At 65.9% G+C, this 24,842-nt stretch carries 20 protein-coding genes and 1 pseudogene; 14 read left to right on the top strand and 7 right to left on the bottom strand.

The annotated features are described in order from the left end of the window. Positions 1–331: 331 nt before the first annotated feature. From rplI to ABE571_RS06540, 4 genes are all read right to left on the bottom strand, one after another. Complete coding sequence (gene rplI / locus ABE571_RS06555; protein ID WP_123729653.1) at positions 332–784, bottom strand: 50S ribosomal protein L9; 453 nt, start codon at positions 782–784, stop codon at positions 332–334. Positions 785–939: 155 nt separating this feature from the next. Beyond that, positions 940–1,170 (bottom strand): 30S ribosomal protein S18, encoded by a 231-nt coding sequence (gene rpsR / locus ABE571_RS06550; RefSeq protein WP_002804494.1) that lies wholly within the window; start codon positions 1,168–1,170, stop codon positions 940–942. An 11-nt stretch (positions 1,171–1,181) separates the two neighbouring features. Then, positions 1,182–1,622, bottom strand: a complete 441-nt coding sequence (gene rpsF / locus ABE571_RS06545) for a 30S ribosomal protein S6 (protein WP_088434172.1) — start codon at positions 1,620–1,622, stop codon at positions 1,182–1,184. 167 nt (positions 1,623–1,789) lie between these two features. Beyond that, positions 1,790–2,128, bottom strand: coding sequence for an iron-sulfur cluster assembly accessory protein (locus ABE571_RS06540; RefSeq protein ID WP_313210692.1), 339 nt, complete (start codon positions 2,126–2,128; stop codon positions 1,790–1,792). 184 nt (positions 2,129–2,312) lie between these two features. On the opposite strand from ABE571_RS06540, the gene asnS reads away from it, so the two are divergent. From asnS to ABE571_RS06485, 11 genes are all read left to right on the top strand, one after another. Beyond that, positions 2,313–3,707, top strand: a complete 1,395-nt coding sequence (asnS, locus tag ABE571_RS06535; protein ID WP_313210690.1) for an asparagine--tRNA ligase — start codon at positions 2,313–2,315, stop codon at positions 3,705–3,707. A 23-nt stretch (positions 3,708–3,730) separates the two neighbouring features. After that, positions 3,731–4,036: a hypothetical protein gene (locus tag ABE571_RS06530; RefSeq protein ID WP_102787980.1), complete on the top strand. Its 306-nt coding sequence runs from the start codon at positions 3,731–3,733 to the stop codon at positions 4,034–4,036. Then, positions 4,033–4,347, top strand: coding sequence for a hypothetical protein (locus tag ABE571_RS06525; protein WP_046273331.1), 315 nt, complete (start codon positions 4,033–4,035; stop codon positions 4,345–4,347). The genes ABE571_RS06530 and ABE571_RS06525 overlap by 4 nt, the downstream gene beginning before the upstream one ends. A gap of 6 nt (positions 4,348–4,353) precedes the next feature. After that, positions 4,354–4,992 (top strand): FMN-binding negative transcriptional regulator, encoded by a 639-nt coding sequence (locus ABE571_RS06520; RefSeq protein ID WP_346493399.1) that lies wholly within the window; start codon positions 4,354–4,356, stop codon positions 4,990–4,992. 74 nt (positions 4,993–5,066) lie between these two features. Then, positions 5,067–5,729, top strand: coding sequence for a carbonate dehydratase (can, locus tag ABE571_RS06515; RefSeq protein ID WP_313210683.1), 663 nt, complete (start codon positions 5,067–5,069; stop codon positions 5,727–5,729). Positions 5,730–5,753: 24 nt separating this feature from the next. Beyond that, positions 5,754–6,281 carry a 3-hydroxyanthranilate 3,4-dioxygenase gene (locus tag ABE571_RS06510; RefSeq protein ID WP_346493398.1) on the top strand — a complete coding sequence of 176 codons (528 nt, stop codon included), beginning with the start codon at positions 5,754–5,756 and terminating at the stop codon, positions 6,279–6,281. Positions 6,282–6,702: 421 nt separating this feature from the next. Continuing rightward, on the top strand, positions 6,703–7,980 hold the full coding sequence (gene kynU / locus ABE571_RS06505) for a kynureninase (protein WP_346493397.1): 1,278 nt from the start codon (positions 6,703–6,705) through the stop codon (positions 7,978–7,980). A 34-nt stretch (positions 7,981–8,014) separates the two neighbouring features. Next, entirely contained in the window at positions 8,015–9,382 is a 1,368-nt protein-coding gene (locus ABE571_RS06500; protein WP_346493396.1) for an NAD(P)/FAD-dependent oxidoreductase, read from the top strand. Beyond that, on the top strand, positions 9,382–10,821 hold the full coding sequence (sbcB, locus tag ABE571_RS06495) for an exodeoxyribonuclease I (RefSeq protein ID WP_346482527.1): 1,440 nt from the start codon (positions 9,382–9,384) through the stop codon (positions 10,819–10,821). The genes ABE571_RS06500 and sbcB overlap by 1 nt, the downstream gene beginning before the upstream one ends. Then, positions 10,818–11,504, top strand: coding sequence for a DUF2461 domain-containing protein (locus ABE571_RS06490; protein WP_346493395.1), 687 nt, complete (start codon positions 10,818–10,820; stop codon positions 11,502–11,504). The genes sbcB and ABE571_RS06490 overlap by 4 nt, the downstream gene beginning before the upstream one ends. Positions 11,505–11,565: 61 nt before the next feature. Continuing rightward, positions 11,566–12,147 (top strand): DUF2939 domain-containing protein, encoded by a 582-nt coding sequence (locus ABE571_RS06485; RefSeq protein WP_313210671.1) that lies wholly within the window; start codon positions 11,566–11,568, stop codon positions 12,145–12,147. Between the two features lie 86 nt (positions 12,148–12,233). Here ABE571_RS06485 and ABE571_RS06480 read toward each other — a convergent pair whose 3' ends face one another. The 3 genes and pseudogenes from ABE571_RS06480 to ABE571_RS06470 all read right to left on the bottom strand — a co-directional run. After that, a complete protein-coding gene (locus tag ABE571_RS06480) occupies positions 12,234–13,181 on the bottom strand; it encodes a 5'-nucleotidase (protein WP_088434636.1) in 948 nt (315 codons plus the stop codon). A 79-nt stretch (positions 13,182–13,260) separates the two neighbouring features. Next, complete coding sequence (locus ABE571_RS06475) at positions 13,261–14,031, bottom strand: NAD kinase (protein WP_070470529.1); 771 nt, start codon at positions 14,029–14,031, stop codon at positions 13,261–13,263. 275 nt (positions 14,032–14,306) lie between these two features. Beyond that, positions 14,307–19,199: pseudogene (locus tag ABE571_RS06470) on the bottom strand (NAD-glutamate dehydrogenase domain-containing protein); the annotation flags it as partial. 347 nt (positions 19,200–19,546) lie between these two features. Here ABE571_RS06470 and ABE571_RS06465 point away from each other — a divergent pair. From ABE571_RS06465 to ABE571_RS06455, 3 genes are read left to right on the top strand one after another with little or no spacing between them, the layout of a single operon-like run. Continuing rightward, on the top strand, positions 19,547–20,206 hold the full coding sequence (locus tag ABE571_RS06465) for a TetR/AcrR family transcriptional regulator (RefSeq protein ID WP_313210664.1): 660 nt from the start codon (positions 19,547–19,549) through the stop codon (positions 20,204–20,206). After that, positions 20,206–21,480, top strand: a complete 1,275-nt coding sequence (locus ABE571_RS06460) for an efflux RND transporter periplasmic adaptor subunit (protein WP_346493394.1) — start codon at positions 20,206–20,208, stop codon at positions 21,478–21,480. Before ABE571_RS06465 ends, ABE571_RS06460 begins: the two co-directional genes overlap by 1 nt. Positions 21,481–21,495: 15 nt before the next feature. Continuing rightward, positions 21,496–24,669 (top strand): multidrug efflux RND transporter permease subunit, encoded by a 3,174-nt coding sequence (locus tag ABE571_RS06455; protein ID WP_313210660.1) that lies wholly within the window; start codon positions 21,496–21,498, stop codon positions 24,667–24,669. Positions 24,670–24,842 lie beyond the last annotated feature (173 nt).

Below are 24,842 nucleotides of genomic sequence, written 5' to 3'. Positions count from 1 at the left end.
ACCTGGGCCTGGACCCGGAGCATGCCGGCTTGGGTACCGCCCGCCCCAGCCGGCGGACGCCAGCTCTTCCAACCGCCCGGACCGGACATTTGGCTGGAGGGTGCCGGGTAGCCTGGGCCGGGACCGTAATGCGCCATGGATGGCGCATTTCGAGCCCCCATGGACGGGTTTACGGCGGGTCCCGGCCCAGGCTACCCGGCGCCCTCCCACCGATGTCATCAAGGCGCCAAGCCGTTGCCGCTGCCGCTGCCGTTGCCGTTGCCGTTGCCACAAACAAAAACGGGCACCCTCGCGGGCGCCCGTTTCAGTGACTCCCGCCTTTCGGCAGGGATCAGGCCTTTTCGGCTTCCACAACCACCTTGACGGTGGTTTCCACGTCGGCGTGCAGGTGAACAGTCACCTCGTACTCGCCCACGTTGCGGAAGGCGCCTTCGCCCAGGATCACTTCGCTCTTTTCCAGCGGCAGGCCGGCAGCGGTGAAGGCTTCGGCGATATCGCGCGGGCCAACCGAACCGTACAGCTTGCCTTCGGTCGAAGCGTTCGCAGCGATCGTGACGCTCTTGCCTTCCAGCTTCGCCTTGCGGGCTTCGGCGTCAGCGTGGATCGACTGGGCCTTGGCTTCGTAATCAGCGCGCTTGGCTTCGAACTCCGCCACGTTGGTCGCGGTGGCCGGAACGGCCTTGCCGGTCGGGACGAGGAAGTTGCGGCCGTAGCCCGGCTTCACGTCGACCAGATCGCCCAGACCGCCGAGGTTGGTGACCTTCTGAAGAAGAATCAGCTTCATGGTGTAGCTCCAAATATGTATTCGTTAGCGAGGCTCAGGCCCCGCAGCGGATGGCTGTCCGAATATCCGAACGGCGAATCCTGAAACCGCCCGACGCTTTACAGCGCGGGCGGCAGGATCCGCGAAAGCGGCGGCCGGAAGGCCGCCTGCCTTCATCAGACGTCGTGGTTGTCGGTGTACGGAATCAGGGCCAGGAAACGGGCGCGCTTGACGGCCGTTGCCAGCTGGCGCTGGTACTTCGACTTGGTACCGGTCACGCGGCTCGGCACGATCTTGCCGTTCTCGGTGAGGTACTGGCGCAGGGTGTTGAGATCCTTGTAATCGATCTCCTTGACACCTTCGGCCGTGAACTTGCAGAACTTGCGACGACGGAAGAACTTGGACATGTCAGTGCTCCTTAAGCGGCCGAAGCGGCGTCATCGCCGGCATCGGTGTCAGCGGCGGCGGGGGTGGTTTCACCTTCTTCGTCATCACGACGACGACGCTCGCCACGCTCGGGCTTGTCACCCTTCTCGTCCTTGCTCTTCATGATCAGCGACTGCTCGGTGTCAGCTTCGTCACGCTTGATGACGAGGTTGCGCAGCACGGCGTCGTTGAAGCGGAAGCTTTCCACCAGCTCGCTCAGCACGGCCTGGTCGCACTCGATGTTGAGCATGACGTAGTGGGCCTTCACCAGGTTCTGGATCGGGTAAGCCAGCTGACGACGGCCCCAATCTTCCAGACGGTGGATGGTGCCGTTGCCGTTCTCGACCAGCGCCTTGTAGCGCTCGATCATGGCCGGGACCTGTTCGCTCTGGTCCGGATGGACCAGGAACACGACTTCGTAATGACGACTCATGTGTTTTTACCTTTCGGATGTGGCCCTTTGAGGGCCGGACAGCCCCCCGCAGGTGAACGCGGTGGGGCAAGGGTCCTGCCCGGAATCAGGCAGGAAGCCGCGCATTGTGGCAGCAGAAGGGGTTGCAGGCAAGCCGGGCGGGCAGAACAGGCCCGGCGCGCGGGCGATCAGGCCTTGTCGGCCTCGGTCGTGAAGCTCTCGCCGCAGCCGCATTCGGCGGTCGCGTTCGGGTTCCTGAACGTGAAGGTCTCGCTCAGCCCGTGCTTGCCGAAGTCGATCTCGGTGCCGTCCACCAGCGCCAGGCTGGTGGCATCCACATAGATGCGGACCCCATCCTGCTCGAAAACGGTGTCGCCTTCGCGCTCATCGCGGGCCAGATCGGTGATGTGCCCCCAGCCGGAACAGCCGGTGCGGGTCACGCCGAAACGCAGGCCCAGCGCACCGGGGGTCTGTTCGACGAACTTCTGCACACGGGCAAAGGCAACAGGGGTAAGGCTTACGGCCATGACGGGCAACTCCAGCGGATCGTGATCATTATAGAGGGTATGGCGCGGCCCGGCCTCGGCGGCCGCAGCTGCGGTTCACACGGCGCGCAGCCCCGGGGGACGCGAGAAATGCCTCGCAAGCCGAACACCGCACCCGTTAAACTCCGTGTTCAGAGATCGAGTCGATCAACAGAGGATTCAAGTCATGACGGTGGTCAGCGTTGAACATGCGCTTGCCGGGAAGATCCCGGAAGGCGGCGAGGCAACAGTACGCGGATGGGTCCGCACGGTGCGCGGCTCTGCGGCGCTTGCCTTCGTCAATGTCACCGATGGCTCCTGCTTCGCCCCCATCCAGGTGGTGGCCAATGACACCCTGGCCAACTTCGACGACATCAAGAGCCTGACCCCGGGCTGCTCGGTGATCGCCCGCGGCACCCTGGTCAAATCCCAGGGCAAGGGCCAGTCCTTCGAGATCCAGGCCAGCGACATCGAGATCGTGGGCCTGGTCGAAGACCCGCTTACCTACCCGATCCAGCCCAAGCCGATGAGCCCGGAATTCCTGCGGGAAGTGGCGCACCTGCGCCCCCGCACGAACCTGTTCGGTGCGGTCACCCGCATCCGCAACTGCCTGGCCCAGGCCGTGCACCGCTTCTTCCACCAGAACGGCTTCAACTGGATCAGCACCCCGATCGTGACCACGTCCGATGCCGAAGGTGCCGGCCAGATGTTCCGGGTCTCGACCCTGGACATGGCCAACCTGCCGCGCAACGAAAAGGGCGAGGTGGATTTCAGCCGCGACTTCTTCGGCAAGGAAACCTTCCTGACCGTGTCCGGCCAGCTGAACGTCGAGGCCTACTGCCTGGCGCTGAGCAAGGTCTACACCTTCGGCCCGACCTTCCGTGCCGAGAACTCCAACACCACCCGTCATCTGGCGGAGTTCTGGATGATCGAGCCGGAAATCGCCTTCGCCGATCTGGCCGAAGACGCACGCCTGGCCGAGCAGTTCCTGAAGTACCTGTTCCGCGCGGTGCTCGATGAGCGTGGCGACGACCTGGCCTTCCTGGCCGAGCGCGTGGACAAGAACGCGATCACCAAGCTGGAAGGTTTCATCAACGCACCGTTCGAGCAGATCGACTACACCGAAGCGGTGAAGCTGCTGCAGAACTCCGGCCGGAAGTTCGACTTCCCGGTCGAATGGGGCCTGGACCTGCAGACCGAGCACGAGCGCTGGCTGACCGAAGAGCACATCGGCCGCCCGGTGGTGGTGACCAACTACCCCGAGCACATCAAGGCGTTCTACATGCGCCTGAACGATGACGGCAAGACCGTCGCGGCGATGGACGTGCTGGCCCCGGGCATCGGCGAGATCATCGGCGGCAGCCAGCGCGAAGAGCGCCTGGATGTGCTGGACGCGCGCATGGCGCAGTTCGGCCTGGATCCGGCGCATTACGGCTGGTACCGCGATTTCCGCCGCTACGGTTCGGTGCCGCACGCCGGCTTCGGCCTGGGCTTCGAGCGCCTGGTGGTCTACGTCTGCGGGCTGAGCAACATCCGCGACGCGATCCCCTACCCGCGCGCACCGGGCAGCGCCGAATTCTGATCGACCTACGGAGGCACTGAACCATGACCCTGTTCTTCGCGCTGTGTTTCGTCGGCGTGGCGATCGCCGGGTTCAGTGCCTTCGTGATCTTCTGGCCGCTGACCCTGGTCCACATCCGCGACCGCCACCCGGCGCTGGCGGATCGTTTCGGCACGGGCGCGTTTCTGCGCCCGGATGCGCTGCGCTGGCTGCTCGGCCGCGACTATCGCCAGAGCACCGACCGCTCGCTGACCGGCCTGGCCGCGCCGGCCTGGCTCTCCCTGCTTACGCTTCTTGCTGGACTGGGCATGGCTGCCCTGCTCTGGCTGCTTTCGATGGTAATCACATGAACGACGACACTTCCCACCACGACGAGTGGTTCCTGGCCAGCCTCGGCAACACCCTGATCTGGGCCCGCCTGCGCGTGCGCCCGGCCGGCACCGCCGAGGTGCTGGACAGCGACGGCAACACGCTGAGCTATGACAGCGAAGACACCGCGCGCTCGCAGCTGTTCGACGCCGAGTTCGTCGCCTACGATGGTCTGGATGAAGAAGACGCCCTGGTGCGCGGCTTCTCGCTGCATGAAGTGCAGCCGCCACAGGCCGACAGCGATGACGCCCTGCACGGCCGCATGATCCAGAGCCTGGGCGCCCGCGCGTAACCGCCGATGTTCATCCCGTCCGCCTTCGTCGAGACCGATCTGATCTGGCTGGACCGGCTGCTGGCGCGCGATGCGTTCGTCACCCTCGTCACGAGCGGCGCTGACGGCCTGCCGCAGGCCACGCGGATGCCGGTGCTGTACCGGCGCGATGCCGACGGCATCCTGATCGAAGGCCACTGGGCCAAGCCCAACCCGCAGGCGGGACACGCCGGCCCTGCATTGATGCTGGTGCAGGGCCCGCACGCCTACGTATCGCCAGGCTGGTATCCCGATAAGGCTGCGCAGGCGCGCGTACCGACCTGGAACTACGCCGCCGCGGAACTGCGCGGCGTGCTGGAACCGGTCACCGATGACGAGGCACTGATCGCCATGCTGGACGGCCTGAGCGCGCACTATGAAGCACAGGTCGGTGGCGACTGGGAGCTGCTGCCGATCGAGCCGCGCCAACAGCGCATGCTCGGCGGCATCGTCGGTTTCCGCTTCCGCCCGGCGCAGGTGCAGATCAAACTCAAGCTCAGCCAGAACCACCCCGAGGCCAACCAGTCCAGCGTGATCGACGCGCTGTCGGCACTGGACGCCCCGGCATCTCGCGAGCTGGCGCAGTGGATGCGCTGGCGCCGCGAGGGCGGCGCTGCCGCCGATTGACCTTCCCCGCTCCTGCGACGACGCGGCCACCCTGGCCGCGCCTTGCCCCCACCCGACGCCAGGGACCCCGCACGATGAAAGACATCCACAAGCTGCTGCAGAACAACCGCGAATGGGCGGACCGGATCGAGAAAGAAGACCCGGAGTTCTTCCACCAGCTGGCCAAGCAGCAGCACCCGGAATACCTGTGGATCGGCTGTTCCGATTCGCGCGTGCCGGCCAACCAGATCATCGGCATGGCACCGGGCGAAGTCTTCGTGCATCGCAACGTGGCCAACGTGGTGGTGCATACCGATCTGAACTGCCTGAGCGTGATCCAGTACGCCGTGGATCAGCTGAAGGTGAAGCACATCCTGATCGTGGGCCATTACGGCTGCGGCGGCGTGCACGCCAGCTTGAACAACACACGCGTGGGCCTGGCCGACAACTGGCTGCGCCATGTCGGCGATGTCGCGCAGAAACATTCGACGATCATGGAGGCGATCGAGGATCCGGCGCTGAAGCATGCGCGCCTGTGCGAGTTGAACGTGATCGAGCAGGTGGTCAACGCCTGCCGCTCGACGATCGTGCAGGATGCCTGGGCACGCGGCCAGAAGCTGATGGTGCACGGTTGGGTATACAGCCTGAAGGACGGCCGGGTGCGCGAGATGGGCATTGACGTGGGCGCACCGGAAGACCTGCAGCCGGCCTACGAGAAGGCACTGTCCTACGTGCCGCGCCACGGTCGGCGCGACTGATTCTTCCTTTTACGGACATCTCCCATGCTTGCCTCGCCCATCAATCTGCTCGCTTGGATCGAAGAGAACCGGCATCTGCTGAAGCCGCCGGTCGGCAACAAGATGATCGAGAACGGCGATTTCATCGTGATGGTGGTCGGCGGCCCGAACAGCCGCACGGATTTCCATTACGACGAGGGCCCGGAGTGGTTCTATCAGCTTGAAGGGGAGATGACGCTGAAGGTGCAGGAAGATGGCGCGGTGCGCGACATTCCGATCCGCGCGGGCGATATTTTCCTGCTGCCGGGCGGTGTGCCACATTCGCCGCGCCGCCCGCCAGGCGGTGTGGGCCTGGTGGTGGAGCGCAAGCGGCTGGCGCATGAGCGCGATGGGTTGATGTGGTTCTGCGAGCGGTGCAATCACAAGTTGTACGAGGAGTTTTTCGCGCTGGAGAACATCGAGACGGATCTGCCGAAGGTGTTCGATCGCTATCACTCGTCATTGGCGTTGCGCACGTGCGATGCGTGCGGGCATGTGGATCCGCTGCCTGCGAAGGTCGCTGTTGGGGGGTGATGGCTGGGTCGCTCCAGGGCGTCAGGACTTGAAAGCCTGAGAGCTTTAGAGCTTTAGAGCTTTAGAGCGTTAGAGCTTTAGAGCTTTAGAGCCCGCGGTTGAGGCGCCTGGGAGTGGGCCGGCGGGGGTGGGTTTGCAGGACCGTGTGCGGCATGGATGCCGCACTACGAGCCTACATGGACGTACTTGCGGCGGGTCCAGCAGGCCCACCCACACCGGCCCGTACACTGGAACGTCACTCCGTACGCTTTGGCTTTGGCTTTGGCTTTGGCTTTGGCTTTGGCTTCGGCATTGGCGCTGGGTCCCTTGAGCGCCAGCTGCCAATCACCAGCCCCCGCCAAATCAGCACCGCAAGCCAGATTCAGCCCACGCCCCCACCACCCGGATAAACTGTCGGCTCACTGACACCGCCGGTTGCACCATGTCCGAACTCCTCAGCCGCACCCATGCCGTTGCCCTGGACGCCGCCGACCCGCTGCGCGCCCTGCGCAACGAATTCGTCTTCCCGCAGCACAACCATCGCGACCAGACCTACTTCGTCGGCAACTCGCTGGGTCTGCAGCCGCGCGGGGCACGTGCCGCCGTCCAGGAAGTCATGGACAAATGGGCCTCGCTGGCGGTCGAAGGCCACTTCACCGGCGACACCCAGTGGCTGCACTACCACCGCCTGGTCAGCGAACAGCTCGCCCGCGTCGTCGGCGCCTTGCCCAGCGAAGTCGTGGCGATGAACACCCTCAGCGTCAACCTGCACCTGATGATGGTCAGCTTCTACCGGCCCACCGTCGAGCGCCCCGTCATCCTCATGGAGGCCGGCGCCTTCCCGACGGATCGGCATGCGGTGGAATCGCAGATCCGCTTCCATGGCTTCAACCCCGATACCGATCTGATCGAAGTGCAGCCCGACGAGCCCAACGGCACGATCTCGCTGCAGGCCATCGAACGCGCCATCACCGAACACGGCCCGCGCCTGGCGCTGGTGCTGTGGCCTGGCGTGCAGTACCGCAGTGGCCAGGTGTTCGATCTGGACGCCATCACCCGCATGGCGCGCCTGCAGGGCGCCCGCGTCGGCTTCGATCTGGCGCATTCGGTCGGCAATGTGCCGTTGCAGCTGCACGATATCGCGCCGGATTTCGCCGTGTGGTGCCATTACAAGTACCTCAACGCCGGCCCGGGCGCCGTGGCCGGCTGCTTCGTGCACGAACGCCATCACCGCGATACCACGCTGCCGCGCTTCGCCGGCTGGTGGGGCCATGAAGAAGCCACCCGCTTCAAGATGGCGCCACAGTTCGTGCCCGCTGTCGGTGCCGAAGGCTGGCAGCTCAGCAATCCGCCGGTGCTGGGCCTGGCCCCGCTGCGCGCGGCCCTCGATGTTGTCGACAAAGCCGGCGGCATCGATGCGCTGCGGACCAAATCGCTGCGCCTGACCGGCATGCTGGATGCGCTGGTGCGTGCGCGCCTTTCAGGCGTGCTGGAGGTGCTGACGCCTTCGGAGCCGGATCGCCGCGGCTGCCAGCTGTCGCTGCGCGTGGCCGGTGGCCGCGAGCGCGGCCGCAGCCTGTTCGAGTACCTGCAGACCGTGGGCGTGCTCGGCGACTGGCGCGAGCCCGACGTGATCCGTATCTCGCCGACACCGCTGTACAACCGCTATCTCGACCTGCACCACTTCGTCGAGGAAGTGGACGCCTGGGCCGGTCGCTGACCCGACCGCCCTCCCCGCCCCCACGGACATCGCCTTGATCGCTACCCCCTCCCGCTCGCTGAGCATCATCGGCGCTGGCCTGGCCGGTTCACTGCTGGCCATCCTGCTGTCCCGCCAGGGCTGGCAGATCACCTTGTATGAGCGCCGCGGCGATCCGCGCGTGAGCGATTACGAGTCCGGTCGTTCGATCAATCTGGCGCTGGCCGAACGCGGCCGGCACGCACTGCGCCAAGCCGGCGTGGAAGACGCCGTCATGGCCAAGGCGGTGATGATGCGCGGGCGCATGATCCACCCGCGCGAAGGCGAGCCGCAGCTGCAACGCTACGGGCGCGACGACAGCGAAGTGATCTGGTCGATCCACCGCAAAGACCTCAACACCACGCTTTTGCAGCTGGCCGAGGATGCCGGTGCGACCGTGCACTTCCACCGCCGCCTGCACACGGTGGATTTCGATGCCGGCTACGCGCGCTTCATCGACGACCGCGACGACCAGCCGCACGACATCCGCTTCGACACCCTGATCGGGGCCGACGGTGCCGGCTCGGCGCTGCGCGCGGCGATGAACCGCAAGCAGCCGCTGGACGAGCGCATCGACTTCCTGGACCACTCCTACAAGGAGCTGGAAATCCCGCCGACCGACGATGGCGGCTTCCGGATCGAGGCCAATGCACTGCACATCTGGCCTCGCGGGCACTACATGTGCATCGCGTTGCCGAACGACGAAGGCACGTTCACGGTCACCCTGTTCCTGCCCAACGAGGGCGATCCGAGCTTTGCCACCACCAACAGCGGGGCCGAGGCCGAAGCGCTGTTCGCGCGCGACTTCCCCGATGCGCTGGCGCTGATCCCGAACCTGCGCCGCGACTGGGAGCAGCATCCGCCGGGCCTGCTGGGCACGCTGCATCTCAAGCACTGGCATATGAAGGGCCGCGCGGTGCTGATCGGCGACGCGGCGCACGCGATGGTCCCGTTCCACGGCCAAGGCATGAACTGCGCCTTCGAAGACTGCATCGCCCTGGCCGCGCATCTGCTGGAGCAGGATTCGCTGGGCGAGGCCTTCGCTGCATTCGAAGCGGACCGCAAGCCGAACGCCGAGGCGATCCAGCAGATGGCGCTGGAGAACTACCTGGAGATGCGCGACCGCGTGGCCGATCCGCAGTTCCTGCTGCAGCGCGAACTGGAACAGGCGCTGCAGGCGCGCTGGCCGACCCGCTTCGTGCCGCACTACACGATGGTCACCTTCCTGCGTACCCCGTACGCCGTGGCGCTGGCGCGCACCGAGCTGCAGCGGCGCATGCTGGAGGAAGCCACTGCCGGGCACGACAGCCTGGCGCATATCGACTGGGCCGCACTGGAGCGGCTGGTCCACGAACAACTGCCCGTCCTGGAGGGTGCGCACTGATGGCCGACAGCTTCCTGTTCTATGACCTGGAAACCTTCGGTCAGGACCCGCGCCGCACGCGCATCGCGCAGTTCGCCGGTATTCGCACCGATGCCGATCTGAACATCATCGAAGCACCGGTCAGCTTCTACGTCAAACCGGCCGATGATCTGCTGCCCTCCCCGATCGCCACCCTGATCACCGGCATCACCCCGCAGCACGCGCTGAGCGCCGGCGTCACCGAGGCCGAAGCGTTCGCGCGGATCAACGACCTGATGGCGCAGCCGGGTACCTGCTCGCTGGGCTACAACACGCTGCGCTTCGACGATGAGTTCGTCCGCCACGGGCTGTTCCGCAACTTCTACGACCCCTATGAACGCGAGTGGCGCAACGGCAATTCGCGCTGGGATCTGCTGGACATGATGCGATTGCTGCATGCGCTGCGCCCGGACGGGATTGTCTGGCCGCAGCGCGAAGACGGCGCCACGTCATTCAAGCTCGAGCATCTGGCCACGGCCAACAACGTCCGCGAGGGCGATGCACATGAAGCGCTGTCCGATGTGCACGCGACGATCGGCTTGGCGAAGCTGTTCAAGCAGGCCCAGCCGCGGCTCTGGGACTACGCGCTGAAGCTGCGTGACAAGCGCTTCGTGGGCAGCCTGCTGGATGTGGATGCGATGCAGCCGGTGCTGCACATCTCGATGCGCTACCCGGCCCAGCGCATGTGCGCGGCACCGGTGCTGCCACTGGCGCGCCATCCCTTCATCAACAACCGCATCATCGCGTTCGATCTGGAGGGCGATATCGAGCCGCTGCTCGATCTGCCGCCGGAAACCATCGCCGCGCGCCTGTACACCCGCGCGGCCGACATGGCCGACGGTGAGCAGCGCGTGCCGCTCAAGGAAGTGCACCTCAACAAGGTCCCGGCGCTGGTCGCCTGGAACCATCTACGCCCGGCCGACCATGCGCGGCTGGGCATCGACCCGGCCGCGATCGAAGCCAACGCCGAGCGCCTGCGACAGATCGGCCCGGCCCTGGCCGAAAAAGTTCGCCAGGTGTATTCAGGTGAGCGCTCGCTGGCGCCGAGCGATGTGGACGCCTCGCTCTACGACGGCTTCCTGGCCGACGGCGACAAATCCCTGATGGCACGCATCCGCACCAGCCCGCCGGCCGAACTGGCCAGCTTCGCCGAGCGCCTGCGCGACCCGCGCATGCCCGAGCTGCTGTTCCGGTACCGCGCCCGGAACTACCCGGACACCCTGGACACCACTGAGCGCTCACGCTGGAACGACTATCGTCGCCAGCGCCTGCTCGGCGATGCATCGCTGGGCGAACAGACCCTGCCGCAGTTCACCGCGCAGCTGGATGCACTGGCCGCAGAGCACGCCGACGATGCCGGCAAGCTCGCCCTGCTGCAGCACCTGCGCGACTGGGGCACCCACCTGCAGAGCAGCCTATGAGTACGTATTTCAGCCCGGCCACCTTCACCTTCCTGCGCGGCCTGGCCCGCAACAACGACAAGACCTGGTTCAACGAGCACAAGCCGAAGTACGAAGAGCACGTCCGCCAGCCGTTCCTGCGCCTGATCACCGATCTGCAGCCGGACCTGGCCGCAGTCAGCGAGCACTTCCGCGCCGATCCGCGCACCGTGGGTGGGTCGTTGTTCCGCATCTACCGCGATGCGCGCTTCTCCAACGATAAATCGCCCTACAAGAGCTGGCAGGGCGCGCGCCTGTTCCATGAGCGGCGCAAGCAGGTGCCAGCCCCGTCGTTCTACATCCACCTGCAGCCGGGCGAGAGCTTCGTCGGCGCCGGCCTGTGGCATCCCGAGCCGGCCACGCAGCGCAAGGTGCGGCATTTCATCGTCGACAACCCGGGCAGCTGGAAGGCCGCCGCGCATTCGCCGGCGCTGCGCAAGAAGTTCGATTTCGAGGAAAGCGAAAAGCTGGTGCGGGCCCCGCGCGGGTTCGAGCCGGAGTTCGAGTTCATCGACGATCTCAAGCACCGCAACTGGGTGTTCTGGCGCTCGCTGGACGACGCCACGATGACCGGGCCGCGACTGCGCCAGACCATCGCAGCCGACCTGGTCACGCTGGCCCCGTTCGTGGATTACCTGTGTGCGGCGCTGGACCTGGAATTCTGAGCTTCACGTGCGCTGACGCCGGCTGGGTCAAGCTGGGCACCATGACGACAAGGCAGATCCGATGAAGAAGCTGCTCTGGTTGCTGGTCACCGTGCTGCTGGTGCTGGCCGGCATCGTGTTCGGCGGCCCCTACGTGACCGTGCATGGTCTCAGCCGCGCGATCGAACAGCGCGACACCGCCAGACTCGACCGTTACGTGGATTTCCCGATGCTGCGCGCCAACCTGCGCGCCCAGCTGAGCGATTACGTGGTGCGCCGCGCGGGTCCGGACATGCAGTCCAGCCTGTTCGGTGCGTTGCTGCTCTCGGCCGGTGACCGGCTGAGCGCGACCGCCGTGGACGCACTGGTGACCCCCACCGGCATCGGTGCGCTGCTGGAGGGCCACACCCTGTGGAAGCGCGCCAGCAACGACCTGGACAGCCCCAGCAACGATGCCTACGCGGCGCCACGGCCGGCGCGGCCGCTGAACGGCGCCACCCACCATTTCGAGTCGCTGTCGCGGTTCACCGCCACCACCCATACCCCGCAGGGCGCGCCGGTGGTCTTCATCCTGCAGCGCTCGGGGCTGCGCTGGCGCCTGGTCGACATCCGGCTGCCATTGAACCCCGAAAGCACCGCCCCGTCGGTCCTGCCGATCCAGTAGGCACCCACCGTTGGTGGGTACATAGGCGCCACCGTTGGTGGGTACATGGGCGCCACCGTTGGTGGGTACATGGCCCCCACGCACCATCAACCGTCGTTGGCGACCCCATGCGGCACGTGCCCGGCGGCCACGCTCTGGTGTTGCAGCGCGCTGTCGATGTTGTGCTGGGAATCGTCGAAGAAGATGTCCGCGCCGAACGCTTCCAGGAACGGGCCCTTGTGGCGGCCGCCCAGGAACAGCGCCTCGTCCAGGCGCACGCCCCACTCGCGCAGCGTGCGGATGACCCGCTCGTGCGCCGGTGCCGAACGCGCAGTGACCAGCGCGGTGCGGATCGGCGCATCTTCGCCCGAGGGGAACACGGCCTGCAGGGTGTGTAGGGCCGAGAGGAAGTTGCGGAACGGACCGCCACTGAGCGGCTCACGGGCGTTCTCACGCTCATGGCGGCCGAACGCTTCCACGCCCTGCTCGCGCGAAATGCGCTCGCTCTCATCGCCGAAGATCACCGCATCACCATCGAAGGCGATGCGCAGCTGGCCCAGCGGACGGCCCAGATCGACCTGTTCGGCTGCGGCGATGGTCTCGCCCGGCGGCTTGGGCAGGATGGTCGCGGCAGCGATCCCGTGCAGCAGCGCGCGCCGCACCGACTCCGGGTTGGCCGACAGGAACAGATCAGTGCCGAACGGCTTCACATACGGCCAGGTCGGCTCGCCCGCGGTGAAGGTCGCGCGGATGATGCCCAGGTCGTAGTGCTGGATCGAATTGAAGATGCGCAGGCCGGTATCGGCGGAGTTGCGCGACAGCAGGATCACTTCCACCCGCGGCTGTTCCGGCGACTGGCCCTGGTTGAGCGCGAGCAGCTTGCGTACCACCGGGAAGGCCACGCCGGGGCGCAGCACATCATCTTCGTGCTTGCGCTGGTACTCGGCGTAGGCATCGACGCCTTCGGCCTCGAACAGCGCGTGGCCCTCTTCCAGATCGAACAGGGCCCGCGACGTCACGGCAACGGTCAGCAAACGGGGGGTGTTGTCGCCCATGGCAATCAGCAATCCAATGCGGCCGCAGCGGCCGGCCAGCCATTCTCCCACAGTGCATGGCCAGCACGGCCGTGCGCCGTCAGAACATGAACTGCTCGCTCAGGATCCGGTCTTCCAGGTTGTGCTCCGGGTCGAACAGCATGGTGACGCGGCGCTCGCGCGATTCGCGGATGGTCACTTCCACCACATCGCGGGTTTCGTGCGAATCGGCGGTGACACTGACCGGGCGTTTGTACGGGTCGAGCACCCGGAAGCGCACTTCGGTGTCCGCCTTGAGGATCGCACCCCGCCAGCGGCGCGGGCGGTACGGCGCCAACGGCGTCAGCGCGATCGTGTGCGAGCCCAGCGGCAGGATCGGGCCATGCGCGGAATAGTTGTAGGCGGTGCTGCCGGCCGGGGTGGCGACCAGCACCCCGTCGCCGATCAGCTCGGCCACGCGCTCCTGGCCATTGAGGTCGATGCCGATATGCGCGGCCTGGCGGGTCTGCCGCAGCAGCGAGACGTCGTTGTAGGCCAGCGAGCCGGTGGTGGTGCCGGACTCGGTCAACGCCAGCATCTCCAGCGGCCGCAGGTTGGCCGGCTCCGCGGCCGCCAGGCGCGCGGGCAGATCATCATCACGGAACTGGTTCATCAGGAAGCCCACCGTGCCCAGCTTCATGCCGAACACCGGCTTTTCCAGCGCACCATAGCGATGCAGCGTCTGCAGCAGGAAGCCATCCCCCCCCAACGGGCACAGCACCTCGGCCTGCTCGGGCGTGTAGTCGCCATAGCGGGCCCGCATCTGTGCCAGGGCGAGCTGCGCCGCTTCGGTGGAGCTGGCCATGAAGGCGATACGGGGGGTGTCGCTCATCGGTGAATCCGGGTGGGGTATGCCGGCAAGAGCATAACCGTTCGTGCCGGTCGCGGGCCGGCACGGACGGAAACGAAAACGGCCCCGCCGAAGCGGAGCCGTGTGTTTCTCATGCAATGCCGTTACCGGCCCCCGCCCATCCCTCTGGAGCAGAGCCCCCCTGAGTCAGGGGGGCGCGCCGAAGGCGCGGGGGTCTGGAAGCATCGTTTGCATGGGGCCCACGGTTTGCAAGGCAAACCGTGGGGCGTCAGCGCGAATGCGCCAACGCACCATGCTTACGCACCATGCGAAGCCAGCTGACCCAGGCGCTGGACCGCGACCGAAACGGTCGGGTAGTCCAGGGTCTTCTGCTCGGCCAGCTCGGCCAGCATCGCCAGGGTGAAGCGCAGGCTGCTGTCATCGCGGCCCATCCAGGCGGCGACCTTGGCTTCGGCGCTGCTGCCCTTCATCGACAGAACCTGGGCGGCCAGGTTGCGATGGTGGGCGGCCAGCTCGTCGCGCAGCACGCCACGGGCCACGGCGTGCCAGCGGCCGTTGACCTCCAGCGCGTCGATCTGCTCGAACAGCCACGGCAGCTGCAGGGCGTCGCCCAGGCGGAAGTGGACCTTGGAGACGTCCACCGGCTTGAGCTTGCGGGTGCGGGCCAGTTCGATGATGTCGAACGCCGGCTCCAGGAACTGCAGTTCCGAGAGCTGCTGCGACAACGCCGGCGGCAGGCCCTTGTCCTTCCACTCCTGCACGCTGGCCTCGTAGGCCGGGCGCTGCGAATCCGGCAGCACGCCCGAGGCGTCGCGGATGTCGTTGAACGCGGCCTGGTAGCGGTTGACGGCTTCGGTGATGCCCGGCATGGCGCCCGGGCGCGAGAGCAGCCAGCGCACGAACGAACGCTGCAGCTTCCAGATCACTTCCAGCGCATCGATCTGCACCGACTCCGGCAACGTGCCGTCGAGGGCGTCGATCTGTGCCCACAGCGCGCGTGCATCCAGCGTTTCACGGCTGATCGTGTACGCCTTGGCGACCTCGGCCACGGTGCGGCCGGTGTCTTCCTGCATGCGCATCAGGAAGGTGGCGCCCATGCGGTTGATGGTCTGGTTGGTCACGGCCGTGGCGATGATTTCGCGCTTCAGGCGGTGACGCTCCATCGCATCGGCGTACTTTTTCTGCAGCGGCGTCGGGAAGTAGCGCTGCAGCTCCTTGGACAGGTACGGATCTTCCGGGATGTCCGACTCGAGCAGCTGCTGGAAGGCCACCAGCTTGGAGTAGGACAACAGCACCGACAGCTCCGGACGGGTCAGGCCCTGGCCACGCGCCTTGCGTGCGGACAGTTCCGCATCCGAGGGTAGGTACTCGATCTGGCGGTCCAGCAGGCCCTGCTGTTCCAGCGTGCGGATGAAGTGCTGCTTGGAACCCAGGCGCTTGACCGCCATGCGTTCCATCAGGCTCAGCGCCTGGTTCTGACGGTAGTTGTCCATCAGCACCAGCGCGGCTACTTCGTCGGTCATCGAGGCCAGCAGCTTGTTGCGCTGTTCGACGGTCAACTTCTTGGCCCGCACCACATCATTGAGCAGGATCTTGATGTTGACTTCGTGATCGGAGGTGTCCACACCGGCCGAGTTGTCGATGAAGTCGGTGTTGAGCAGCACGCCAGCCTGGGCGGCTTCGATACGGCCCAGCTGGGTCATGCCCAGGTTGCCGCCCTCGCCCACCACCTTGCAGCGCAGCTCGCCGCCATTGACGCGCAGCGCGTTGTTGGCGCGGTCGCCGACATCGCTGTGCTGCTCGCTGGCCGCCTTGACGTAGGTACCGATGCCGCCGTTCCACAGCAGGTCGACCGGCGACTTCAGGATCGCGCTCATCAGGTCGTTCGGGGTCATCGACTTGATGCCCTCGTCCAGGCCGAGTACCTCACGGACCTGCGGGGTGATCTCGATCGACTTCAGCGTACGCGGGTACACGCCACCGCCCTTGCTGATCAGCTTGGCATCGTAATCGGCCCAGCTGGAGCGCGGCACGGTGAACAGACGCTCACGCTCGACGAAGGTCGTGGCCGCATCCGGGTTCGGGTCCAGGAAGATGTGGCGGTGATCGAATGCCGCGACCAGGCGGATATGGCGCGACAACAGCATGCCGTTGCCGAACACGTCGCCGGACATGTCGCCCACGCCGACCGCGGTGAAGTCCTGGCTCTGGCTGTCACGGCCCAGCGCACGGAAGTGGCGCTTGACCGACTCCCACGCACCGCGGGCGGTGATGCCCATGCCCTTGTGGTCGTAACCGACCGAGCCACCGGAGGCGAACGCGTCGCCCATCCAGAAGCCGTGCGCCACGGCCAGGCCGTTGGCGATGTCGGAGAAGGTCGCGGTGCCCTTGTCGGCGGCCACCACCAGATACGGGTCGTCCATGTCGTGGCGGACCACGTCCACCGGCGGCACGATCTTGTTGTTGACGATGTTGTCGGTGATGTCCAGCAGGCCCTGGATGAACAGCTTGTAGCAGGCCACGCCGTTGGCGAACACCGCATCACGGTCACCGTTGACCGGCGGCATCTTGGCGAAGAAACCGCCCTTCGCGCCGACCGGCACGATCACCGTGTTCTTGACCATCTGTGCCTTGACCAGGCCCAGCACCTCGGTACGGAAATCTTCGCGACGATCCGACCAGCGCAGGCCACCACGAGCCACGGCGCCGAAGCGCAGGTGGGTACCTTCCACGCGCGGGCCGTACACGAAGATTTCGCGGTACGGACGCGGCTTGGGCAGGTCCGGCACCAGCGCCGAATCGAACTTGAAGCTGATGACGTGGCCCGGACGGCCCTCGGCATCGGTCTGGTAGTAGCTGGTGCGCAGGGTCGCATCGATCACGCCCATGAAGCTGCGCAGGATGCGGTCTTCATCGAGGCTGGAGACGCGGTCCATCAGCTTGAGCAGCGCATCGCGCGCGGCGTCCATCTGCACGGTGCGGTCGCCCTTGCGCGCATCGACCACGGTCTTGAGCACTTTCAGGGTGGCTTCGTCACCGCCGGCGAGCACGGTCAGATGCGCGCGCAGCTGGGCCTGGCCCTCGGCGATCGCGTCCTTGCTCTCGTGGCCGGTGGCCGGATCGAAGCGCGCTTCGAACAGCTCCACCAGCAGACGGGCCAGCAGCGGGTAGCGGGTGAAGGTGCCTTCCACATAGGCCTGCGAGAACGGCACGCCGGTCTGCAGCAGGTACTTGCAGTAGCCACGCAGCATCGCCACCTGGCGCCAGTGCAGGCCGGCCGCGAGCACGAGGCGGTTGAAGCCGTCGTTCTCGGCATCGCCGTGCCACACGCGGGCGAAGGTTTCACCGAAGGCGGCATCGACGCTCGGCGCATCGATCGCACCGGCCACCGATTCCACTTCGAAGTCCTGCACATACACCGGGGCGTTATCGACCGTCAGACGGTACGGACGCTCGGCGATGACACGCAGGCCCATGTTTTCCATCATCGGCAACGCATCGGACAGCGGAATATCGTCCAGCTGGCGGTACAGCTTCAGGCGCAGGCCATCGCCGCCTTCGCGCTGCACGGCCTGCAGGCTCAGGCGCAGGTCGTCCGGACCGGTCAGCGCGTCGAGCTGGCTGACGTCGTTGGCGGCGATCTCGGTGCTGGAGTCTTCGATGTAACCGGCCGGCAACGCCTTGCCGATACGCGCCGCGATGCGCAGGCCTTCGCCCTCACCGTGACGGGCCACCAGCGCTTCGCGCAGATCGTCCTGCCAGTTGCGCAGCACCTGGGCCAGTTTCTGCTCCAGTGCGCTGGTATCCACTTCCAGGGTCTGGCCAGCCTTCGGGCGCACGATCAGGTGCACCTGGGCCAGCGGCGACTCACCGAGCACGACCGAGCTGTCCACGTACTCGCCCTGCAGGGCATCCTTGAGCATGGCTTCGATGCGCAGGCGCACATCGGTGTTGAAGCGTTCGCGCGGCAGGTACACCAGCGCGGAGATGAAACGGCTGTACTTGTCACGGCGCAGGAACAGACGGCTGCGCACGCGCTCCTGCAGGCCCAGCACGCCCATGGCGGTGCGGAACAGCTCATCTTCGCTGGACTGGAACAGCTCTTCGCGCGGCAGGGTTTCCAGAATGTGGCGCAGGGCCTTGCCGCTGTGGCTGCTCGGTGCCAGGCCGGACTTGCTCATCACGTACTCGTGGCGCTGACGCACCAGCGGGATCTCCCACGGGCGGCGGTTGTACGCGCTGGAGGTGAACAGGCCCAGGAAGCGCTGCTCGCCGATGATCTTGCCCTTGGCGTCGAATTCGAGCACGCCGATGTAATCCATGTAGCCGGCGCGATGCACGCGCGAGCGGGCATTGGTCTTGGTCAGGATCAGCGCGTCCTTCAACCCGGTGGTGGCATTGAGGCCCTGCGCAGCGAGCGTCTTGACCGGACGTGCAGCGGACTTGTCCTGCCCGCGCATCAGGCCCAGGCCGGTGTCGTTGAGCGGCGCCAGCACGTCTTCCTTGCCCTGCTTCTCGACGCGGTACTCGCGGTAGCCGAAGAAGGTGAAGTGGTTGTCGGCGGCCCAGCGCAGGAATTCCTGCGCTTCGGCGCGCGAGGCGGCATCCACCGGCAGCTGGCGGCTGCCCAGGTCGTCGGCCAGGCTCTGCGCCTTGGCACGCATCGCGTCCCAATCGCGGACGATGGCACGCACCTCGTCCAGCGCCTTGATGATGGCCTTCTCGACGTCGGCCATGGCCTCGGCCGGCTGGCGGTCGATCTCCAGCAGCATCACCGATTCGGCGGTGCCGTCGCTGACACCGGTCAGCTTGCCGGCCTTGTCACGGGCGAAGCGGATCACCGGGTGACCCAGTACATGCACGCCCACGCCATGCTCGGCCAGCGACATCGTCACCGTGTCGACCAGGAACGGCATATCGTCGTTGACGATCTGCAACACCGTATGCGGCGACTCCCACCCGTTGCTCTTCAGCGTCGGGTTGAACACGCGGACGTTGGCTTTGCCGGACTTGCGCACACGCGCGAATTCCAGCGTGTCCGCTGCCAGTGCGGCCCACTCCTCGGCGCTGTGGTGCGGGAACTCGTCCGCCTCCATGCGCTTGTAGAAGTCGGCGGCAAAAGCCACTGCCTCGGCCTGCCCGGCCGCCGGGTAGCGCTTGCGCAAGGCCGTGTACACCGGCTCCAGCGAGAAGCCCACTGGCGAAACAGTCTGCGTATCGGCTGGTTTGGATTTGTTTTTCACGGTCTTGGCTGCTGGTTTTTGCGGTTTCATGACGGAGCGGTGCGTGATGCTCAGTTGGGAAAATGAAATTGTAGGCCTACCGCACAGAAATACCTTGCTGCAGGACGGAATAAGGTCTTTCGGGTTGGGTCCCGTTTACATCGGCACGATCAATTCGGCCGAGTACGGATCAACGCATCGGGGTTTCCTCCGACGCAGCATCGGCCGCTTCCGTTGCCACTTGACGTTGGCTATCAAACGCCGCTGAAAAACAAGGCTTCTACAATTCTGAACTGGACGGTATAGTCCACCCCGTGACTCCCCCACCCCCCGCCGCCAGCACCCTGGACGCGCGCGATCACCGCGTGTTCGATGCCGTGCGCGAACTGCTTGCCAGCCAGGGCATGCAACTGAGCATGGACGCGGTGGCACAGCACGCTGGATGTTCCAAGCAGACCCTCTACAGCCGTTATGGCAATAAACAGGAACTGCTGAAGCGGGTGATGCAGCGGCACGTCTGCCGCGCCACCGCTGGGCTGCGCTCACTCGACGGTGACGACCTGCGCGGCAGTCTGCTGCGGTTCGCCAACGACTATCTGGATCACTTCAACCAGCCGCATGTGGTCCAGGCCCGCCGCCTGATCGCCGCCGAGTCCAGTCAGTTCCCGCAGGAAGCCCGTACGCTCTACCAGAACGGGGCCGGAGCCTTGGCACTTCATGTTTCTGAATGGCTGGCAACGCGTTCCGCCGAGGGTCAGCTGAGGCATGACGACCCGCACTTCATGGCTGAACTGCTATTGAGCATGATCGCCGGCTTGGATTTCGAGAAACAGCGTTTCCACATCCCCCACCGCGATGACGCCGCCGTGCGCCGCCGCTGGGCAGAATTCTCCGTCGACAGCTTCCTGCGCGCATTCGCTGCGCCCGATGCGGCCACGGCTTCGTATTCAAACCAACACCGGAGCTTCTCCTGATGATCGCCCCACTCCGCACCCTTGCCCTGACGTGCGCAGTCGCCCTTGCGTTGACCGCCTGCAAAAAGGAAGAGCAGCAGGCCCCGCCGCCGCCGGAGGTGGGCGTGATCGAGGCCAAGCCGCAGACCCTGCCGCTGCAGCGTGAGCTGGTCGGCCGTCTGTCGCCGTTCCGCAGCGCCGATGTGCGCGCCCGCGTCCCAGGCGTGCTGCTCAAGCGCGTCTATCAGGAAGGCTCGGATGTGAAGGAAGGCCAGGTGCTGTTCCTGATCGACCCGGCGCCGCTGCGTGCAGCACTCAATGCCTCCCAGGCCGAGCTGGCGTCGGCGCAGGCCACCGCCGCCAACGCCAAGGCCGCCGCCAACCGCGCCCGCTCGCTGGCCCCGCAGGCTTACGTCTCCAAGTCCGATCTGGATGCGGCCGAAGCCACCGAGCGCACTGCCGCTGCCGCCGTGCAGCAGGCCCAGGCCTCGCTGGCCAGCGCGCGGATCAACCTGGGCTATGCCGAAGTGCGCTCGCCGATCAGCGGCCGCGCCGGCAAGCAGCAGGTCACTGAAGGTGCGCTGGTTGGCCAGGGCGATGTGACCCTGCTGACCACCGTGGATCAGCTCGACCCGCTGTACGTGAACTTCTCGATGAGCGTGGATGAGCTGACCCAGATGCGCGCGGCGCAGGCCAAGGGCGCACTGGCCCTGAGTGGTGACGGCAAGTCCACCGTGCAGGTGAAGCTGGCCGACGGCACGGTCTATGACCAGCCGGGCACGCTGGATTTCTCCTCGACCACGGTCGACCCGGCCACCGGCGCGGTCTCGCTGCGCGCGGTGCTGCCGAACCCGCAGCAGATCCTGCTGCCGGGTGCCTTCGTCAGCTTCCAGGCGACGCTGGGTGAGCGCAACAACGCCTACCTGGTCCCGCTGCAGGCGCTGCAGCGCGACACCACCGGCGGCTACGTGCTGGTGGTGGGCAAGGACGGCAAGGTCGCCCGCAAGAATGTGAAGAGCGAAGGCCAGCAGGGCAGCAACTGGCTGGTCAGCGGTGGTCTGGATGCCGGCGATCAGGTGATCGTGGCCGGCGTGCAGAAGGTCAAGGAAGGCGAACCGGCCAAGGCCGCCCCGTGGAACCCGGCCGCCGGCAACGGCAATGGCCAGGCCCCGGCGGGTGCTGCTCCGGCAGGGGCCGCTCCGGCGGTTGCCGCCAAACCTGACGCCGCGGCCGCCCCGGCTGATGCCGCCGCAAAGTCCGACGCCGCTCCGGCTGCCGAACCGAACAAGCAATAACGGGAATCCTCCGTCATGCCTAAATTTTTCATTGAACACCCGGTATTCGCCTGGGTGGTCGCGATCCTGATCTCGCTTGCGGGCGTGATCTCGATCCTGGGTCTGGGCGTGGAGTCCTACCCGAGCATCGCGCCTCCCCAGGTGACGGTGAGCGCCACCTACCCCGGCGCCAGCGCCGACACCGCCGAAAAGTCGGTCACCCAGGTGATCGAGCAGCAGCTGACCGGTATCGATCACCTGCTGTACTTCAGCTCCTCTTCGGCCTCCAACGGCCGCGTCACCATCACCTTGACCTTCGAAACCGGCACCGATGCCGATATCGCCCAGGTCCAGGTGCAGAACAAGGTCTCGCTGGCAACGCCTCGCCTGCCCACTGAAGTGACCCAGCAGGGCGTGGTGGTGGCCAAGGCCAACGCCGGCTTCCTGATGGTGGTGGCCCTGCAGTCCGACAGCGCCTCGATCGACCGCGATGCGCTCAACGACATCGTCGGTTCGCGCGTGCTCGACCAGATCTCGCGTATCCCCGGCGTGGGCAGCACCCAGCAGTTCGGTTCCGAGTACGCCATGAACATCTGGCTCAACCCGGAAAAGATGCAGGGTTATGGCTTGTCGGCCACGCAGGTGCTGGCCGCGATCAAGGACCAGAACGTGCAGTTCGCGGCCGGTTCGCTGGGCTCGGATCCCTCGCCCGAGGGGCACTACTTCACCGCGACCGTGTCGGCCGAAGGCCGCTTCAGCTCGCCGGAAGAGTTCGAGAACATCATCCTGCGCGCCAATGCAGACGGCTCGCGCGTGCTGCTCAAGGACATCGCCCGGATCGCCTTCGGTGCGAACAACTACGGCTTTGATACCCAGTACAACGGCAAGCCGACCGGTGCGTTCGCGATCCAGCTGCTGCCGGGCGCCAACGCGCTGAACGTGGCCAATGCGGTCACCTCGAAGATGGACGAGCTCAAGCCGAGCTTCCCGGCCGGTGTCAGCTGGTTCTCGCCGTACGACAGCACCACCTTCGTGAAGATCTCGATCGAGGAAGTGGTCAAGACCCTGATCGAAGCGGTCGTGCTGGTCTTCCTGGTGATGCTGATCTTCCTGCAGAACTTCCGCGCCACGCTGATCCCGACCCTGGTCATCCCGGTCGCACTGCTGGGTACGTTCCTGGGCATGAGCATCATCGGCTTCACCATCAACCAGCTGACGCTGTTTGCGATGGTGCTGGCAATCGGCATCGTGGTCGATGACGCGATCGTGGTCATCGAGAACGTCGAACGCATCATGACCGAGGAGAAGCTGCCGCCCAAGGCCGCCACCCAGAAGGCCATGACCCAGATCACCGGTGCAGTGGTGGCCATTACCGTGGTGCTGGCAGCGGTGTTCATTCCGTCGGCCCTGCAGGGCGGCGCCGCCGGTGAGATCTACAAGCAGTTCGCGCTGACGATCGCCATCGCGATGGCCTTCTCGGCTTTCCTGGCCCTGGGCTTCACCCCGGCGCTGTGCGCGACGTTCCTCAAGCCGACGCACAACGACAACCCGAACATCGTCTACCGCACCTTCAACAAGTACTACGACAAGGTCAGCAACACCTACGTGGGCCACATCACCTCGGCGGTGAAGCATGCCCCGCGCTGGATGATCCTGTTCGTGGTGCTGACCGCGCTCTGCGGCTTCCTGTTCACGCGCATGCCGGGCAGCTTCCTGCCGGAAGAAGACCAGGGCTATGCGCTGGCGATCGTGCAGCTGCCGCCGGGCTCGACCAAGTCGCAGACCAACCACGCCTTTGCCCAGATGCGCGGCATCCTGGAAAAGCAGGATGGCTTCGAAGGCATGCTGCAGGTGGCGGGTTTCAGCTTCGTCGGCTCCGGTGAAAACGTGGGCATGGGCTTCATCCGCCTCAAGCCCTGGGCGGACCGCGACATCACGGTGCCCGAGTTCATCAACAACATGAACGGCGCGTTCTTCGGCATCAAGGAAGCGCAGATCTTCGTGGTCAACCTGCCGACCGTGCAGGGCCTGGGCCAGTTCGGCGGCTTCGACATGTGGCTGCAGGACCGTGGCGGCGTGGGCTATGAGCAGCTGACGCAGGCCCGCAACATCCTGCTCGGCAAGGCGGCGCAGGAAAGCGACCTGCTGACCGGCGTGCGCCCGAACGGCCTGGAAAACGCCCCGCAGCTGCAGTTGCACGTGGATCGCGTGCAGGCGCAGACCATGGGTCTGTCGGTCTCGGACGTCTACAGCACCATCCAGCTGATGCTGGCCCCGGTGTACGTCAACGACTTCTTCTATGAAGGCCGCATCAAGCGCGTGACCCTGCAGGCGGATGGCCCGTACCGCACCGGTGCGGAGTCGTTGAACAGCTTCTACACGCCCAGCACGCTGCAGACCAACGCCGACGGTACGCAGGCGATGATTCCGCTGAGCACCGTGGTGAAGTCCGAGTGGGTGTCCGCCCCGCCGTCGCTGAGCCGCTACAACGGTTACTCGGCGGTCAACATCGTCGGTTCGCAGGCGGAAGGCCGCAGCTCGGGCGAGGCGATGCAGGCGATGGAACGGATTGTCAACGACGACCTGCCGGCCGGCTTCGGCTACGACTGGTCGGGCATGTCCTACCAGGAAATCCTGGCCGGCAACGCCGCGACCCTGCTGCTGGTGCTGTCCATCGTGGTGGTGTTCCTCTGCCTGGCCGCACTGTATGAAAGCTGGTCGATCCCGGTGGCGGTGCTGCTGGTGGTGCCGCTGGGTGTCCTCGGCGCCCTGGCCTTCTCGCTCGCCCGTGGCCTGCCGAACGATCTGTACTTCAAGATCGGCCTGATCACGGTGATCGGCCTGGCGGCGAAGAACGCGATCCTGATCGTGGAGTTCGCGGTGGAGCAACGGGCGGCGGGCAAGAACCTGCGCGAGGCGACCATCGAAGCCTCCCGCCTGCGTTTCCGCCCGATCCTGATGACCTCGTTCGCCTTCATCATGGGCGTGGTGCCGATGGCCATCTCCACCGGTGCCGGCGCCAACGCACGTCACGCGATCGGTACCGGCGTGATCGGCGGCATGGTGTTCGCCACCTTCCTGGGTCTGCTGATGATCCCGGTGTTCTTCGTGGTGGTCCGCCGCATGCTGGGTGACAAGCTGGACGAACCGTCCAAGGAGTTCCTGGAGCGCCAGGGCGAAGCCAATACGGCCCACCGTCCGGATCGTTGATCCGGCGGTGACGCCCTGAAACGGAAAAGCCCCGGCGCGAGCCGGGGCTTTTTTGTGGGCGGTGCATGACGGGTAGAGCCACACCATGTGTGGCTGACCGGAAGCGATGCCGGTAGTGCCGGCCGCTGGCCGGCTCCTCCGGTTGCCCGGGAAGGGCCGCCTGGTTGCCGGCC

Origin of the sequence: Stenotrophomonas sp. TWI273, assembly GCF_039674765.1 — a bacterium.
In the GTDB taxonomy this organism is placed as follows: Bacteria; Pseudomonadota; Gammaproteobacteria; order Xanthomonadales; family Xanthomonadaceae; genus Stenotrophomonas.
Note: the sequence above shows the minus strand (reverse complement) of the source record. Positions and strands in the feature narration are given on the sequence as shown.

What these genes read in the sequence shown, in the direction of transcription:
- asnS (WP_313210690.1), top strand. Translation starts at nt 2,313, where the DNA reads ATGACGGTGGTCAGCGTTGAACATGCGCTTGCCGGGAAGATCCCGGAA.
- ABE571_RS06475 (WP_070470529.1), bottom strand. Translation starts at nt 14,031, where the DNA reads ATGAGCGACACCCCCCGTATCGCCTTCATGGCCAGCTCCACCGAAGCG.
- kynU (WP_346493397.1), top strand. Translation starts at nt 6,703, where the DNA reads ATGTCCGAACTCCTCAGCCGCACCCATGCCGTTGCCCTGGACGCCGCC.
- rplI (WP_123729653.1), bottom strand. Translation starts at nt 784, where the DNA reads ATGAAGCTGATTCTTCTTCAGAAGGTCACCAACCTCGGCGGTCTGGGC.
- ABE571_RS06480 (WP_088434636.1), bottom strand. Translation starts at nt 13,181, where the DNA reads ATGGGCGACAACACCCCCCGTTTGCTGACCGTTGCCGTGACGTCGCGG.
- ABE571_RS06525 (WP_046273331.1), top strand. Translation starts at nt 4,033, where the DNA reads ATGAACGACGACACTTCCCACCACGACGAGTGGTTCCTGGCCAGCCTC.
- sbcB (WP_346482527.1), top strand. Translation starts at nt 9,382, where the DNA reads ATGGCCGACAGCTTCCTGTTCTATGACCTGGAAACCTTCGGTCAGGAC.
- ABE571_RS06540 (WP_313210692.1), bottom strand. Translation starts at nt 2,128, where the DNA reads ATGGCCGTAAGCCTTACCCCTGTTGCCTTTGCCCGTGTGCAGAAGTTC.
- can (WP_313210683.1), top strand. Translation starts at nt 5,067, where the DNA reads ATGAAAGACATCCACAAGCTGCTGCAGAACAACCGCGAATGGGCGGAC.
- ABE571_RS06490 (WP_346493395.1), top strand. Translation starts at nt 10,818, where the DNA reads ATGAGTACGTATTTCAGCCCGGCCACCTTCACCTTCCTGCGCGGCCTG.
- ABE571_RS06460 (WP_346493394.1), top strand. Translation starts at nt 20,206, where the DNA reads ATGATCGCCCCACTCCGCACCCTTGCCCTGACGTGCGCAGTCGCCCTT.
- rpsR (WP_002804494.1), bottom strand. Translation starts at nt 1,170, where the DNA reads ATGTCCAAGTTCTTCCGTCGTCGCAAGTTCTGCAAGTTCACGGCCGAA.
- rpsF (WP_088434172.1), bottom strand. Translation starts at nt 1,622, where the DNA reads ATGAGTCGTCATTACGAAGTCGTGTTCCTGGTCCATCCGGACCAGAGC.
- ABE571_RS06530 (WP_102787980.1), top strand. Translation starts at nt 3,731, where the DNA reads ATGACCCTGTTCTTCGCGCTGTGTTTCGTCGGCGTGGCGATCGCCGGG.
- ABE571_RS06510 (WP_346493398.1), top strand. Translation starts at nt 5,754, where the DNA reads ATGCTTGCCTCGCCCATCAATCTGCTCGCTTGGATCGAAGAGAACCGG.
- ABE571_RS06520 (WP_346493399.1), top strand. Translation starts at nt 4,354, where the DNA reads ATGTTCATCCCGTCCGCCTTCGTCGAGACCGATCTGATCTGGCTGGAC.
- ABE571_RS06455 (WP_313210660.1), top strand. Translation starts at nt 21,496, where the DNA reads ATGCCTAAATTTTTCATTGAACACCCGGTATTCGCCTGGGTGGTCGCG.
- ABE571_RS06485 (WP_313210671.1), top strand. Translation starts at nt 11,566, where the DNA reads ATGAAGAAGCTGCTCTGGTTGCTGGTCACCGTGCTGCTGGTGCTGGCC.